Consider the following 13,668-nt stretch of genomic DNA (forward strand, 5'->3'; position numbering starts at 1 on the left):
CGCGCGGCGCGCATGTCAGTCATCGTCCTCGGACGGGATGTGCTGGCGCAGCTGCTCGGCCAGCAGCGCCTGCGCGCCGCGCACCACCACCGCGCTGCCGGCCTCGAGGCCGTCGCCGATGACGACGCCGAGCGCATGGCGGTGAGCTTCACCGAGGCGCCGGCGTTCGAATTCGCCGGGCGCGGTTTCGACGTAATACCACTCGACGCCGCCGTGCCAGACGATGGCCGCGGCCGGCACCAGCACGCCGCGCAGGGTGGCGTCACCGCTCGGCACCCACACGCTGACGCGCATCGCCACGCGCAGCGAACTATCGGCCAGCAGCGCCACCCAGGTGCTGGCGGCGGCGTTGCCGAGCGCGGCCGGCGCGGCGCCCAACACCTCGGCGGGCAGCGCCGCCGCGCGTTGCTCGTCGCGCGCCACGTAGACCTGGCGCGGCGCGGCTGGCGCCGCGAATTCCACCAGCTGCGCGTCGCCGGCGGCGAGACTCGCTTCCAGGCCGTCGCGCCTGGCAAGCGTCGTGCCCCAGCGCGCGCCGAGCAGCGTTTCGCTGGCGGCCAGCTGCGCGACGCGGCGGGCCTCGACATCGGCTTCGCGTCGCACGCTGAGCTCGAGCGCGTTGAGCTCGCGCGCGACGCTGATTTCACCGCGCGCGGCGTAGGCGCGCAGGCGTTCGAGTCGCGCACGCTGAGTGGTGAGCAACGCCTGCTGGGTGCGCACCGCGTCGCGCGCGGCGCGCCGTTCGCGCAGCGCCGCCAGCAGCGCGCCGCCGTCCAGCACGCGCCCGGGCGTGTAGTGCTCGACGCGAAGTTCGCTCGCCTGCGCGGGCTCGGTGTGGATGTCGGCCAAGGCGCGCGCGTCGGCATCGAGATGCACGCGCGGCGAGCTCGCCGCGCCGGGCGCATCATCCGTCGCTTGTGCGTCGCGCGCGCGCGACGGCGCCTCGCGCGCCGACGACACGGGCGGCGCGGCATGACGCGCCTGCCACAGGGCGCTCGCCGCCACGCCCAGCGCGATACCGACAATCAACAGCCATGCACGCATCAGGGGGATACCGGGTGGGTGGGATCGGGCTCGGCGTAGAGCTCGCCGAGATAGGCACTGAAGGGCGCGTCATCCAGCGGCACACGTGCCGCCATTTCCAACGCCGACCGCGCGCGCCAGGTCCGCGCCTCGCTGCCGGCCACGCGTGTCGCGACCTCGGCCTGCTGTACGCCGGCGCGTGCGACGATGATCTTGTCGACCATGCCGTCGCGTTCGCCCTCGCGCAGCGCCGCGGCGCTGGCATCGATGTCGCGCGCCACCGCGCGCGTGGCGCTTTCGGCGGCGCGCGCCGCCTGCCATTGCGCGTAGGCGCTCTGCACGGCGGCGATGGTGGCGGCCTGCACCGCGTAGAAATGTTCACGCGCGGCATCGCGCGCGGCGCTGGCCTCGCCGATGGCGGCATCATGGCTGGCGAACAAGGGCACCACCACGCCGCCCACCAGCGACCACACGTTGTCGCCCTGGTCGAAGAAATAACCAGGGCCGAGGCGCAGGTCGGGATATTGCGCGGCCACCGCCATGGCCAGCGCGTGCTCGGCGCGATCGTACTCGGCCAGCGCGCGCAGGATATCGGGATGCGCATTCAGACTCTGTGCCTGCAAAGTCATGAGTTCGACGGGCGTCGCTGACGACGGCGCGACCAGCGCCACGTCGTGCACACTCGCGGCGCCGACCTTGAGCGCGGCGGCGAGTTCGGCCTCGGCCACGCTGCGCGCGTGCTCGGCGTCGAGCTGCGCCAGGCGCGCGCTATTGGCTTCGAGTTCCAGGGTCTGCCATTCAAAGGCGTAATCGAGGCCGGCCGCGACCTGCGCGCGCGCCGCCGCCACCAGCCGCGTGCGCGCCTCGGCCTCATGCGCCTGCAGCGCTGCGCTCGCGCGCCTTTCCAGCACGTCGAGCGCGGCGTCGAGCGCGCGTTGGCGCGCCCGCCAGGCGCGCTCCAGCATGTCGACACGCGCCGTCACCACCGCGGTGTCGGCCAGCGCCACCGCGATGCGCCGGCGCGATTGCGGGCTCAGGGACAATTCGATGCTGGGCCCGACGCTCCAGTGCGAGGACTGGTCGCTGTCGCGCTGACCGTGGTGTTCGACGCTCAGGGCGACGCTGGGATTGGCGCGCTGGCCGGCCACCACGCGCGCCGCGAGCGCGGTCGCGAGCGCGGCCTGGGCCTCGCGCACCTCGGCGCTGCCGAGCGCCGCGGCCAGGGCCAGTTGCGTCGGCGTCCACGTCGACAATGGCCATACGCCCACCGCGCCACGCCGCGTGAGCTCCGCGCCGAGCGTGGCATCGTCGAGACTGGCGACGGCCGCCGTGCCCGGTACGCGCTGGCGATCGAGGGGCGCCGCCTGGTAGCGCTGCCAGCCACAGGCCGACACGGCCAACAGCGTGAGCAGCAGCGCACAGCGGAATACACCCTGGATCATGTCGACTGCCATCACGCGTGGCGCGCCGCACGGCGGCGCGCACTCGGCCGGCGCGAGGTCCGGCCATCGCCTCACACGCTCTTGTCGAATACCTGCGGCGCCTGTTGCTTGACCTTGGCGTCCTTGGTCCAGTAACGCTTGGCCCAGATACCGTCATAGGCTTCGTCGCCGACGGGCATGCGCCAGCTGCGCACCTCGGCGCCGGCCAGCGCCACCGAGCACAGCGCGCGCGGTTGATCGTCGGTGCCGTCGACATAGGCGTTGGCGTCGTTGAGCGGGATGTCACGCTGCGCGATACGGCGATAGCGATCGCGCCACGCGTCGTCGTTGCCGACTTCGAAGTCGATGGTCGCGCGACCGCGCACCACCACCTTGCGATAGGGAATCACGGGCTCGTCGATGCTGAGCGCGACGCGCGGATCGTTACGGATGTGTCGCAGCCATTCGGAATGCTGGCGCGGCGTGAACCAGATGCGCCCTTCTTCGTGGATGAACCAGATGGGTGTCACCAACGGTGCGCCGTCCTTGTCGACGGTCGCGATGTTCATGATGAGATTTTCGCCGGCGAGAAAGCTGTCGCGCTCGGCATCGGTGAGTTTCGGCATGATCGGTCTCCCCTTGAAGCGAGGGCCGATTACAGCGCACTTGACCGCCGCATTGCAAAGCGTGCCGCGCGCTCAACGAGCTTTGCGCGCGGGCTCCGGCAGCACGTCGGTCTTGATCGCCGGCGGCGTGTCCTTGCCGGGCTTGGCCGCCCACTCCTGCTTGTCGATGATGTCGCCCATCTTGCGGCCCGGCGTGAGCTGGCCTTGGTAGATGAGGAAGCGACCGCCGGGATCGTCATCGACGGTCGGACTCTCGATCCAGATCCACAGGTGGCCCGACACGCTATCGAGGATCAGGGCTTTCTCCGCGCCGTAGCCCTCGCCCGGGTCGATGGGAATCGCCTGGTAGCGCCCTTCCGAGCCGGCCAGCGCGCCGATGCTCATACACAGCAGCGAGGCTGCCAGCAGCAGTTTCTTCAATATCGTTTCCATGCTCGTTCAGGACTCGTCGATGGTGAGTTCAGCGCGCGGCAACGGCACCGCTGTACACCAGGTAATCGGGTGGCTGCAGCGCGAGGCTCCGCGCGTGGCCGTAGAGGCGCGCTTCGGCCCACGGCAGGATGGCGACCAGCAGTTCGGGCGCCGCGCCCAAGGCCGGCATCTTGACCTGCACCTTGCCGCCCTGGCCATTGACCGCGAGTTCGAAGGTCTCGCCGCGCGCCTGCGGGCGCGCCGGCATGCGCCAGTCGATGACGGTGCCACGCCGCGCCGCCGCGTGCAGCGCCGCCAGCAGCGCACGCGTGTCGGTCAGCAGCGCCTTGCAGGCATTGTCGTACAGAACGTGATGGCGCACCCCATCCTGCGCGCACGACAGCCCGTCGTTGGCCGGCAGCGTGGTGACCAGGCGCGGCGCCGGCGGTGGCGACGGTGCGGGTGGCGGGTGGTAGACGGTCAAGGGCGGCGCCGGCTGCCCGGCCGGCGCGGCGCCACCGTTCGGCGCGGTGATGCGCACGCTGGTCAACGGCGGCTCGCCCCTGGCGGCCGTGAGCGCCTGGCCTTCGCAGCCTTCGACCGCGCACAGGCGGCGCAGGATGGCGCGCTCGAGGGCCGGCCGGCCCTTGGCCTGCGGCGCGGTGACGATGAACTGGCGGGCGGGCTGACGCCCGACCACCACGCGCAGCAAGCGCCCGCGGTCGACCACCAGGCGCACCGGCGCACCGGCGCGCGCGGCGGCGGCGGCGCTCTCGAGACGCGCGATATAGGCTTGCGCGCCGCGCTGCCAGTTGGCCTGCTTGTTGTCTTTCGGATTGGCGCCGCGCGCGCGCGGCTTGCCGCCCTTGCCACGCGCGGCAGCGCGATGGGCGGCCGCCAGTTCCGCGACCGCCGCTTCGACGAAGGCCGCGCGGGTGGCGGCCGAGGCGCGGCCGAGTTCCGGCGCGGCGCTCGCCAGCGATTGCTGGCTGGACAGCGCCGCGGCCGGCGTCAGCCAGGCGCTCAGCAGCCACGCTGCCAGGCTCGGAAACAGGGTCGACGGCAATTTCATGACCGCCTTAGCGGCCCGCGAGCGGCTTTATTGACCGCTGCGGACGCTCAATCGAGCCCGAGGAAGGTCTGCAGGATGAAGTAATGATCGTCGAACAGGCGCTCGGGCCGCAGCTCGGCTATCGGCAGCCAGGCCGCCGCGACCGCGTCGTCGGCGCCAACCGCCAGCGGCGGCGCCGGCAGCGCGTCGAGCACGAAGCGAAAAGCATGGGTGATGGTGCGACCGCGCTGCGAGCGCAGCGGATCGTCGAACACGCGGCAAGCGCGTATCGCATCCTCGTCCAGCACCACGCCGGTCTCTTCGCGCAGTTCACGCAGGCACGACGCGGCAATGCGTTCATCGACATCGATGAAACCACCGGGCAGCGCCCATAGTCCACGCCCCGGCATGTGGCCGCGTTCGATCAACAGCACCTGGTCGTGCCAGGTGGCGACGCTGTCGACCGTCACGAACATGGGCGCATAGGGCGCGGCCTGCCAGGCGCGACGGTAGTCGCCGAGGAAGCGCGCCTCGGCGGCGATGCGCGTGAGCTGCGGCGTCGCCATGCAGCGCCGCAGCTCGGTCAGCACCGGCGGCGGCAGCATGGCGGCGAGACGCGCCCAGTCCGTCCCCTCGTCGTGGAACAGCGCGGCGCGCGCTTCGGCCTCGGCCGCCGCCAGGCGCGTGTCGTGCGCGGCGCGCCGCCACGCGGGCGGCAGCGGCAGGCTGCTGGTCGCGCTGTCGTCATCGCCCAGCACCACCACCGTGCCCGCGCCCAGCGCGGCGCGCAGCGTGGCCTCGGCGGCGGCGGCCCAGCGCGCCGGCTCGTAACGGCGATCGCGCAGCAGCAGCACCGGCAGCGCGGGATCCAGCGCCGCGCCCAGCAGCGCCAGGCGCGTGTCGTTGTCGAAGGGATTGGCCGGCGAGCAGGCGTCGTCGGCGTTCAGCACCAGCAGCGCCACGCGCGGCGCCAGCGTGGCGGCGGCGGCCAGCGCCGCGAAGTGCGCGCGGGTGGGCGGCTGACAGCGCGCGCACACCACCGCGATATCGGCCATCTCAGGCCACCGAGCCGAGGTACTCGAGCGCGGCCTTGTGCAGGGCGCTGCTGGCCGCGGCCACCGCGCGGCCACCGCCGCGCATGGGCTTGCCCGACCAGTCGCTGACCACGCCGCCAGCGGCCTCGATGATCGGGATCAGCGGCGCGACATCGTAGAAACCGAGGTTGGCTTCCACCACCAGGTCGACATGGCCGGCGGCGAGCAGGCAATAGCCGTAGCAGTCGGCGCCGAAACGCGTCAGGCGCACCGCCTTGGACAGCGCATTGAACGCATCGAGCTCGGCGCCGGGCGCGAACATGTCGGGCGTGGTCGAGAACAGCGTGGCCGCCTCGAGGCCACGATCGCGCCGACAACGCAGCGCGGTGCGCTGGCCGTGGCTGAACAGGTCGGCATGGCCGCCGCCGCCGATGAAGCAGTCACCGACGAAGGGCTGGCTCATCATGCCGTAGCGCGGCACACCGTCCTCGAGCAGGCCCACCAGGGTGCCCCAGGTCGGCATGCCGCTGACGAAACTGCGCGTGCCGTCTATCGGATCGATGATCCACGACCACACGCTCGAGCCGCGCTTGTCATCCTCCTCCTCGCCCTGGATGCCGTGGCTGGGAAAGCGTGCGGCAATGGCGGCGCGCAGCGCCGCTTCGGCGGCCTTGTCGGCCTGCGTGACCGGATCGAAGCCGCCGGCCGCGTCCTTGTTGTCGATGGCCAGCGGCGCGCGAAAGCGCGGCAAGGTCTCGCGTGCCGCGACCTCGGCCAGGTGCTGAAAGAATTCCCAGATGGTGTCGCGATCGAGACCGGCCATGACGTGCGTAATTACCCGCGGGCGAAGAAGGGCCGCGCATGATCGCATCGCCTCGCGCACTTGCCAACCGCGCGCGGCTGCACAACCGTGGGGCACATTGCGGCACAATGCATTGCTATGAAGGGCGGGATGACAGGCTTGATGACGAATGCGGCGCGACAGTCGCACGCGCCGTATCCGAGGATGGCCATGGATGGCGCCGCGCTTTCGGCGCCGCCATGAACACGCCCGTGACCGGCCCCGCCGCGCGGCTGGTATTGCGTTGGCCGCGCAGTCTGCTGGCCTTGCTGCTGGTGGCCGGCGCGCTGCTCATGGTGCGCCTGCCCGATCTCGCCGTCGACGTGTCGGCGCGTACGCTGCTCGGCGAACCCCATGCCGCCGTCGACGCCTGGCGCGACACCGCGCGCATGTTCCATCTGCCCGAGCAACTGGTGGTGACGGTGGCGGCGCCGGGCGGCGTGCGCAATGCCGCGACCCGCGCCCTGCTCGAGCACCTGCAAAAGGACATTGCCGCCGTGCCCGGCGTGGCGGCGGTGAACTCGGTGCTCGACGCGCCGCTGCTGCGCCAGGTGCACGGGCCCCTGGCGCAGCTCGAGAACAACCGCCGCACGCTGCGCAGCGCCGATGTCGACTACGACAAGGCGCGCGCGGAACTCATCGACAGTCCGCTGTTTCGCGAGGTGCTGATCAGCGCCGACGGTCGCAACACCGCGCTGCTGGTCTCGTTGCGCGCGACGGACGAAGGCGCCGATGCCGCGTCGCGCGGCGCCACGCTGGCCGCCTTGCGCGAGGTGCTGAAACCCTACGCCGCCCAGGCCGAGGTGGGACTCAGCGGCGCGGCGGTGGTGGCGGACGAGGTGGCACGCGCCGTGACGTCCGACCTGGCGCGTCTGCCGGTGCTGGTGCTGTCCGTCATGCTGTTGCTGATCGCCGCCGCCACGCGACGCCCGCCGGTGCTCGAGTTCGCCTGTGGCAGCTTCGCGGTGCTGACCACGGCCGGCTTGTGGCAGACGCTGTTCGACGAACTGGGCGCGGTGCCGGCGGCGGCGCTGCCGCTGGTGGTGGTGCTCGCCGTGCTGCTGAGTTTCACGCTGCGCGTCAGCTACAAGCTGCATGTCTCGCAGACCGACAGCGACGATCCCCACGACGTGTTGGCGGCCACCGTCGAGCACGCGCTGCGCGCGAGCCTGCCGGCCAGCGGCGTGCTGCTGCTGATGGCGGCGACCTTGTCCTTGAGTCCCTTGCATCCCGCCCACCAGCTCGGCGTGCTGCTGCTGGGCGGACTCGGCTGCGCGTGGTTGGCGGCTTTCGGACTCGGGCCCTGCCTGCTGGCGGTGGCGCGGCGCCGACCCCAGGCCCTGTCGCCGGTGCCGGTGGTGGTGCCGGCACGCTGGCTCAGCATCGGCCTCGCGGCGGTGCTGGCGGCGGCGGCGGTGGGTGGCGTGCCGCGCTTCATTCACGAGGCGGGGCTGGCCGCCTACCTGCCACGTGCCAGCGCCGCGCGCGACGCCCTGCGCACCGTCGAACACCTGTACGGCGGTGCGCTGACTTTCGACCTGGTATTGACGCTGCCGCCGGTCAAGGTGGCCACGCCGGCGCCCGCCATCATCGCCGACTCGCCCTATCGCGAGGCCGCCGGCGACAGCAACCGCGACGACACCTGGTTCACCAGCGAGCGCGTCAAGCGCGTCGAGGCCGTGCATCGCTGGCTGCAAGCCCAGCCCGGCGTCGGCCGCGTGCTGTCGCTGGCCTCGTTGTTGGAAGTCGGGCAGCAGTTGAACGACGGCACGCCCTTGAGCCCGTTCGAACTCAATCTCATGTACAAGCGCCTGCCACGCGCGGTGCGGCAGAGCCTCATCGATCCGTTCGTGCAGCCGAGCCACGACGCGGTGCGTATCGAGGTGCGCATGAAGACGCCGCCGCCCGGCATGACGCGCGCCGCGCTGCTGTCGCATATCGAACGCGAACTCGTGGCGCGCTTCAAGTTACAGGCCTCGGACTATCGTCTGAGCGGCGCCTACGTGGTCTATGCCCACATGGCCGACCTGTTGCCGCCCACGCTGGTGGTGGTGGGCACGCTGTCGGCGCTGGCCAGCCTTGCCCTCGTGATCCTGAGCGGACGCACGCCGCGCGCGGCCTCGCGCCTGCTGACGCCGACCTTGATCGCGGCGCTGGGCGTGATGGGCGTGGCCGGCTGGCACGGCATCCATCTCGACATCCTGACGGTCGCCGCCAGCGGCGTGGCCTTCGCGCTGTTCGTACAGATCCGCACCGCCGGGCGGCGCCTGGTCGACAACCCCGCGCCGCAGGTGTTGAAGAACAACAGCGCGCCACCGCCGCGCGATCCCTATGGCAGCACCGTGACCAGCCTCGGCATCGTCAGCGTCGGCGCCGGACTCGCCACGCTCGGCACCGCCGCCTTTGCGCCGACCGCGCACTTCGGCCTGTTGTGCGGTGCGATCGTGACCTTGGCCCTGCTCGCCTCGCAGCGCGTGCGCGGACTGCGTCGCCCCAGCGACTGACAGCGTCGGCGCGCGGGCGCGCGGCGCGTGCATTTGCTTATCACCATGGGCTGGATTATGGTCTCGGACCCGCGCCGCCGTCCGGCGGCAACGAGGTTGGAGGCAGCCATGAAATCACGCATCAGCACCCTACGTAGCTCGGTGCGCGCAGTGACGCGCGCGATCAATTTTGCGCTTGGATTGTCCTGTGTCGCGACCGCCGGCAGCGCGGTCGCGGACGAAACGTGCCTGTCGCCCTACATGGCCAAGATCGTCGGCCAGGAGGACTTCGTCTACATCTGGACGCTGGGCGTGCAGGGCCTCGGCGATGAACAGGACAAGCTGGTCACGGTCGACGTCAATCCCGCCTCCAAGACCTATGGCACGGTGATCAACGCCCTGTCGGTCGGCGGTCGCAACGAAGCCCATCATTCCGATCTCACCGACGATCGCTCCATGCTGTGGGCGGGCGGCCTCGACACCAACAAGATCTTCATCTTCGACATCAAGAGCGATCCGGCCAAGCCGACCTTGAAGAAGACCATCACCGACTTCGTCGAGAAGAGCGGTGGCGTGGTCGGTCCGCATACCACCTACGCCCTGCCGGGTCGCATGCTCGTCACCGGCCTCAGCAATCACAAGGACCATGGCGGCGAAACCGCGATGGTCGAATACACCAACGAAGGCGACTACATCGCGACCTACTGGATGCCCAAGGATGGCGCCCTGAACGGTGCGGTCAAGACCGGCAAGTTCGCCGACGGCTACGGTTACGACGTGCGCGCGCTGCCGCGTCTGAACGTGCTGCTTACCTCGTCCTTCACCGGTTGGAACAACTACATGATGGACCTCGGCAAGATGATGGCCGACCCCGAGGCCATGAAGCACTTCGGCAACACCGCCGTGGTGTGGGACCTGCATACGCGCAAGCCCAAGCAGGTGCTGGACGTGCCGGGGGCGCCGCTCGAGATCCGCTGCGCGTGGGGCGCCAACCACGACTACTGCTTCACCACCACCGCGCTGACCTCCAAGATCTGGCTGCTGGAAGCCGATGCCAAGGGCAACTGGACTTCGCAGGCAATCGCCGACATCGGCGACGCCTCCAAGATCCCGCTGCCGGTCGACATCTCGATCTCGGCCGACGACAAGCTGTTGTGGGTCAACACCTGGAACGACGGCATGACGCGCCTGTTCGATGTCTCCGATCCGCGCAAGGCCAAGGAGATCTTCACGCAGAAGATTGGTGACCAGGTGAACATGCTGTCGCAGAGCTGGGACGGCAAGCGCGTGTATTACACCTCGTCGCTGCTCGGCAACTGGGACAAGAAGGAAGGCAAGGCCGGCGACGTGCAGTACTTCAAGGCTTACGGCTGGGATGGCGAGGCGCTCAAGCAGACGTTCGCCATCGACTTCATCGCCGCCAAGCTCGGTCGTCCGCACCAGATGCGCTTCGGCGCACGCGCGCTGTACGCCGCCAAGCCGGCGGCCGACGTGCAGGTCGCCACGCAGCCCTGAGCGACCCCGCGCTTCGGTCGCCCGTCATGTCCCGTATCCGGATGCGCGCCCGCGCATCCGGCCTCCTTTTGTCGATGGCGCTGCTGGCAGCCGGCGCCGTCGCCCATGAACAGCCCAAGGGCCCGCCGGTGGTGCTGGCGCCCGGCTACAGCCCGCTCAACTACCCGGCGCCGCTGCCGGGCAGTTACCAGCTGCCGCCGATACAGCCGGCCGCCGATGCGCCCTATGTCGATTCCCATGGTCAGCGCGGGCAGCTGCACGACCTGTACGCTGGCCGCGTCACGATCTTGAGTTTCATCTACACCCATTGCGACGACGTCAACGGCTGTCCGCTGGCGAGCTTCGTGATGGGGCAGATTGCCAAGCGCCTCCATGCCGACCCGCGCATCGCGCCCAAGCTCAGGCTGGTGAGCTACAGCTTCGATCCGGCGCGCGACACGCCGGCCGAACTCGAACGCTATGCCAAGCCTTTCCGTCCGCCGGGCGTGGACTGGGATTTCGTCACCAGCCCGAGCCTGGCCACGCTGGCGCCGACCCTCGCCGCTTACCAGCAAGGCGTGCAGCAGAGCGAAGGCCATGCCTTTGCCCACATCCTGCGCGTGTTCCTCATCGACTCGCACAACCGCGTGCGCAACATCTACAGCCCGGCCTTCCTGCACGCCGACACGCTCGCCGCCGACGTCGAAACGGTATTGCGCGAACAAGGTGATATCGATGCCAGCGGCAAGGCGCACGGCGCGGCCGTCGCCGGCGCGCACGTCGCGGCAGGTGACGACGCGCATCTCGGCCTGCCCGCGCACATGGCCAACGTCGGCGCGCCCGATACCCGTGCCCAGGTCGAACTCGGCGAACGGCTGTTCTTCGATCGGCGCCTGTCGCTGAACCGCACGCTGTCCTGCGCGATGTGCCACGTGCCGGCGCAGGCCTTCGCGGTCAACGATCTCGCCACCGCGGTCGGCATCGAAGGACGTACCGTCAAACGCAATGCGCCGACGCTGCTCAATGTCGGCTACCTGCACAGCCTGTTTCATGACGGCCGCGAGAACCGTCTCGAGCAGCAGGTGTGGGCGCCGCTGCTGGCCGCCAATGAAATGGGCAATCCTTCCATCGGCTACGTGCTGGACAATCTCGCGCGCTGGCCCGAATACCCGGCGCGCTTCCAGGCGGCCTACGGCGCCGGCCCCGGCATGGAGAACGTCGGGCACGCCCTCGCCGCCTACCAGCGCACACTGGTGGCGGGCGGCAGCGACTTCGACCGCTGGTATTACGGCAAGGATGCGCGCGCGATGAGCCCCGCTGCGCAGCGTGGCTTCGCCCTGTTCCGCGGCAAGGCGCGCTGCGTGGCCTGCCACGCCATCGGCGAGAAATCGGCGCTGTTCACCGACCAGAAACTGCACAACACCGGCCTGGGATTCCTGGCCTCGATGGCGCCCGCCGGCGGACGGCGCCGCTCCGAACTCGCGCCCGGCACCGCCATCGACTACGACCTCGCGGCGGTCGCGCCGTCCAGCGAAACGCCGCCCAATGATCTCGGCCGCTACGAGGTCAGCCAGGATCCCGACGACCGCTGGAAATACCGCACGCCGAGCTTGCGCAATGTCGCCCTCACGCGGCCCTACATGCATAACGGCGCGCTGTCGACGCTGGCCGACGTGGTGGCGTTCTACGATGGCGGCGGCGTCAAGAACGACTTGCTCGACCCGCTGTTGAAACCGCTGCAGCTGACGGCCGGGGAGCGCCAGGACTTGGTGGCCTTCCTCGAAAGCCTGACCAGCCCGGCCCTCAAGGCGCTCATCACGCGGGCGGCGACGGTCGAGGTCGGCAACCCGGCCGCCGGCACACCATGAAGTCATTCCGCCTGCGACCGGGCTAGCCCTTGCGGGAATAGTTCACAGGTTGCGGGCCGCTCCGGTGGCACACTCGGGCCAGGACCAGGAGCATCGAGGGTCGCGGTGTGCGCCATGGGCGCGGCGCCGCGCACGAAAATAACGCGCGAGGGAGATCACATCATGAACCACCGGACCTTACTCAACGTGGCCTGCGCCACGCTCGTCAGCACCGCCCTGCCGGCGCACGCCACGCTGCTGACCGATCCGAATGACGCCCGCAATTGGCAGGGCGCCACGGTTGGCACGTTCGCGCAGCTCTATCACGGCGCCGACAACGCCGCCAATCGTCAGCAGGTCATCGACGATCAGCTGCTGGACGATGGCAACTTCGATTCGACCGGCTATGTCTCCGGCCAGATCATCAAGTACAACGGCAGCGCGGTGGCCGGCCCGCTCGCCGGAGCCACCGGCACCTCCTTCGATCAGCCCGGCGTCAGCGACGCCAACGACGGCACCTACAACTACGGCACGGGCGTTGGTGACGTCAGTCCCGCCGCCAACGCGGTCGACGCCCATTGGATCCAGACCGACAACGTCGTCGGCAACACGGTGTGGGATCTCGGCTTCAAGGCGACCAAGGCCGCCATCTTCAACACCATCGATCACGGACCGTTGCCGCTCGAAGCGATCGAATCGACGGTCTACCTGTCGAACGATCTCATCAACTGGACGGTGGCCGTCACCGAACGCGTGTGGCTGGAAGGCATCTTCAGCGACACCAGCGTGGTGTGGGACGGCTTCGTCTACGCGGTCGGCACCGGTACCAGCGACACCTTCCGCTACGCCTCGGTGATCTGGGGCGGCCCTGGCGGCCTGCAGTCGGACGGCGACAACGAAATAAACGCCATCATGGGACTGCGCGGCGATTTCACCGGCAACCCGGTGCCGGAACCCGGTTCGCTGGTGCTGAGTGGCCTGGCGCTGGCCGGCGTCGGCGCGCTGCGTCGTCGCCGCAGCCGGGCCTAGTTTCGCCCTCTCGTGCCGATCACGGCGGCGACGCATCGCCGCCGCGCTTGGCGCTTGTACGAAGCGCCGACGCCGGTATGCAATAGCGGCGCTTCCGACTCGCGGCATCTTCACTTGACCGAACTCGCTTCGCCTTTCCGCCACTGCCCGGCGTGCGCCGCCCCCAGCGCCTCGACCAACCCGCGTGAATTTCGCTGCGACAGGTGTGGCTTTCGCTATTTCCACAATGTCGCCGCCGCCGTCGCCGCCTTGCTGGTGCACGACGGCCACCTGCTGTTGACGCATCGGGGAACTCGACGAAGAACTCGGGCTGCGCCTGGACGCGGGCGCACCGCGCTACCTGTTCTCACTGCCGAATGTCTATCCCTATGCCGACGTCACCTACGCCACCGCGGACAGCTTCTTCGC

11 protein-coding genes are annotated in these 13,668 nt (G+C 69.9%); 4 read left to right on the top strand and 7 right to left on the bottom strand.

Going from position 1 to position 13,668, the window contains the following annotated elements:
- Positions 1–15: 15 nt before the first annotated feature.
- From IPM80_21895 to hisN, 7 genes are all read right to left on the bottom strand, one after another.
- On the bottom strand, positions 16–1,044 hold the full coding sequence (locus IPM80_21895; protein ID MBK8961001.1) for a hypothetical protein: 1,029 nt from the start codon (positions 1,042–1,044) through the stop codon (positions 16–18).
- Positions 1,044–2,480, bottom strand: a complete 1,437-nt coding sequence (locus IPM80_21900; GenBank protein ID MBK8961002.1) for a TolC family protein — start codon at positions 2,478–2,480, stop codon at positions 1,044–1,046. Before IPM80_21900 ends, IPM80_21895 begins: the two co-directional genes overlap by 1 nt.
- Positions 2,481–2,536: 56 nt before the next feature.
- Complete coding sequence (locus IPM80_21905) at positions 2,537–3,070, bottom strand: pyridoxamine 5'-phosphate oxidase family protein (GenBank protein MBK8961003.1); 534 nt, start codon at positions 3,068–3,070, stop codon at positions 2,537–2,539.
- A 72-nt stretch (positions 3,071–3,142) separates the two neighbouring features.
- A complete protein-coding gene (locus tag IPM80_21910; protein MBK8961004.1) occupies positions 3,143–3,502 on the bottom strand; it encodes a hypothetical protein in 360 nt (119 codons plus the stop codon).
- Between the two features lie 28 nt (positions 3,503–3,530).
- Positions 3,531–4,553, bottom strand: a complete 1,023-nt coding sequence (locus IPM80_21915; protein MBK8961005.1) for a hypothetical protein — start codon at positions 4,551–4,553, stop codon at positions 3,531–3,533.
- A 47-nt stretch (positions 4,554–4,600) separates the two neighbouring features.
- Positions 4,601–5,587 carry an NUDIX domain-containing protein gene (locus IPM80_21920; GenBank protein ID MBK8961006.1) on the bottom strand — a complete coding sequence of 329 codons (987 nt, stop codon included), beginning with the start codon at positions 5,585–5,587 and terminating at the stop codon, positions 4,601–4,603.
- Position 5,588: 1 nt separating this feature from the next.
- A complete protein-coding gene (gene hisN, locus IPM80_21925; protein MBK8961007.1) occupies positions 5,589–6,389 on the bottom strand; it encodes a histidinol-phosphatase in 801 nt (266 codons plus the stop codon).
- A 218-nt stretch (positions 6,390–6,607) separates the two neighbouring features.
- Between hisN and IPM80_21930 the strand changes: the two genes are divergently transcribed.
- The 4 genes from IPM80_21930 (at position 6,608) to IPM80_21945 (ending at position 13,260) form a co-directional block, all read left to right on the top strand.
- Positions 6,608–8,911, top strand: coding sequence for a hypothetical protein (locus tag IPM80_21930; protein MBK8961008.1), 2,304 nt, complete (start codon positions 6,608–6,610; stop codon positions 8,909–8,911).
- A gap of 108 nt (positions 8,912–9,019) precedes the next feature.
- Positions 9,020–10,405 (top strand): selenium-binding protein, encoded by a 1,386-nt coding sequence (locus tag IPM80_21935; GenBank protein MBK8961009.1) that lies wholly within the window; start codon positions 9,020–9,022, stop codon positions 10,403–10,405.
- A gap of 26 nt (positions 10,406–10,431) precedes the next feature.
- Positions 10,432–12,252, top strand: coding sequence for an SCO family protein (locus tag IPM80_21940; GenBank protein MBK8961010.1), 1,821 nt, complete (start codon positions 10,432–10,434; stop codon positions 12,250–12,252).
- Positions 12,253–13,143: 891 nt separating this feature from the next.
- Positions 13,144–13,260 carry a PEP-CTERM sorting domain-containing protein gene (locus IPM80_21945; protein MBK8961011.1) on the top strand — a complete coding sequence of 39 codons (117 nt, stop codon included), beginning with the start codon at positions 13,144–13,146 and terminating at the stop codon, positions 13,258–13,260.
- Positions 13,261–13,668 lie beyond the last annotated feature (408 nt).

This window comes from Pseudomonadota bacterium, from assembly GCA_016719885.1.
Lineage (GTDB): Bacteria > Pseudomonadota > Gammaproteobacteria.

Coding starts and splice junctions, on each gene's coding strand:
- IPM80_21945 (MBK8961011.1), top strand. CDS start 13,144: ATGGGACTGCGCGGCGATTTCACCGGCAACCCGGTGCCGGAACCCGGT.
- IPM80_21905 (MBK8961003.1), bottom strand. CDS start 3,070: ATGCCGAAACTCACCGATGCCGAGCGCGACAGCTTTCTCGCCGGCGAA.
- IPM80_21895 (MBK8961001.1), bottom strand. CDS start 1,044: ATGCGTGCATGGCTGTTGATTGTCGGTATCGCGCTGGGCGTGGCGGCG.
- hisN (MBK8961007.1), bottom strand. CDS start 6,389: ATGGCCGGTCTCGATCGCGACACCATCTGGGAATTCTTTCAGCACCTG.
- IPM80_21930 (MBK8961008.1), top strand. CDS start 6,608: ATGAACACGCCCGTGACCGGCCCCGCCGCGCGGCTGGTATTGCGTTGG.
- IPM80_21910 (MBK8961004.1), bottom strand. CDS start 3,502: ATGGAAACGATATTGAAGAAACTGCTGCTGGCAGCCTCGCTGCTGTGT.
- IPM80_21940 (MBK8961010.1), top strand. CDS start 10,432: ATGTCCCGTATCCGGATGCGCGCCCGCGCATCCGGCCTCCTTTTGTCG.
- IPM80_21915 (MBK8961005.1), bottom strand. CDS start 4,553: ATGAAATTGCCGTCGACCCTGTTTCCGAGCCTGGCAGCGTGGCTGCTG.
- IPM80_21920 (MBK8961006.1), bottom strand. CDS start 5,587: ATGGCCGATATCGCGGTGGTGTGCGCGCGCTGTCAGCCGCCCACCCGC.
- IPM80_21935 (MBK8961009.1), top strand. CDS start 9,020: ATGAAATCACGCATCAGCACCCTACGTAGCTCGGTGCGCGCAGTGACG.